Source organism: Marinobacter sp. C7, from assembly GCF_022343555.1.
GTDB lineage: Bacteria > Pseudomonadota > Gammaproteobacteria > Pseudomonadales > Oleiphilaceae > Marinobacter.
Map to the genome: position 1 here is coordinate 1 of NZ_JAKQZH010000062.1, position 575 is coordinate 575.

The window sequence follows — 575 nt, forward strand, 5'->3', positions numbered from 1 at the left end:
CATCGGCGGGTTTTCGAAATGATCGACAGTCAGGACCCAGATCAGCTTCCGGCGCCGTTCTGCAGAACGGTGACGGTGCGGCGGTTCTGCGACCAGCAGCTGATGTTGTCGCAGGTCGCGACCGGGCGCTCCTTGCCGTAGGAGATCGTCGAGATCCGGTTGGCCGGGATACCGCGCGACGCGAGGTAGTTCTTCGTCGCGGCGGCACGACGGGCGCCGAGCGCAAGGTTGTATTCGCGCGTGCCGCGTTCGTCGGCATGGCCTTCGATGCGGATCGAGTAGTTCGAATAGCGCTGCAGCCACTGCGCCTGCTTGTCGAGCGTCTGGGCGGCGATCGGCGTGATCGAGGACGAGTCGGTCTCGAAATAGACCGTATCACCGACATTCATGTCGAAGTCCTGGACGCTGCCCGGCGTCGCGTAGCCATTGGCGCCGGCAGCAGAGCCGCCAGCCATGCCGTTGCCCGGAAGGTTCTTGTCCTTGGATGCGCAACCGGCCAGTGCCAGAACGGCGCAAAGTGCAATAACGGCGGGCTTCACTGCGCCCAGTTTCGAAAGGCCTGCTGCTGCGGGCAT

At 64.0% G+C, this 575-nt stretch carries 1 protein-coding gene; it reads right to left on the reverse strand.

The features are described from left to right. Nucleotides 1–41: 41 nt before the first annotated feature. Nucleotides 42–575: peptidoglycan-associated lipoprotein Pal (gene pal, locus MD273_RS18720; protein ID WP_239039278.1), on the reverse strand; the 534-nt coding region annotated here is incomplete at its 5' end.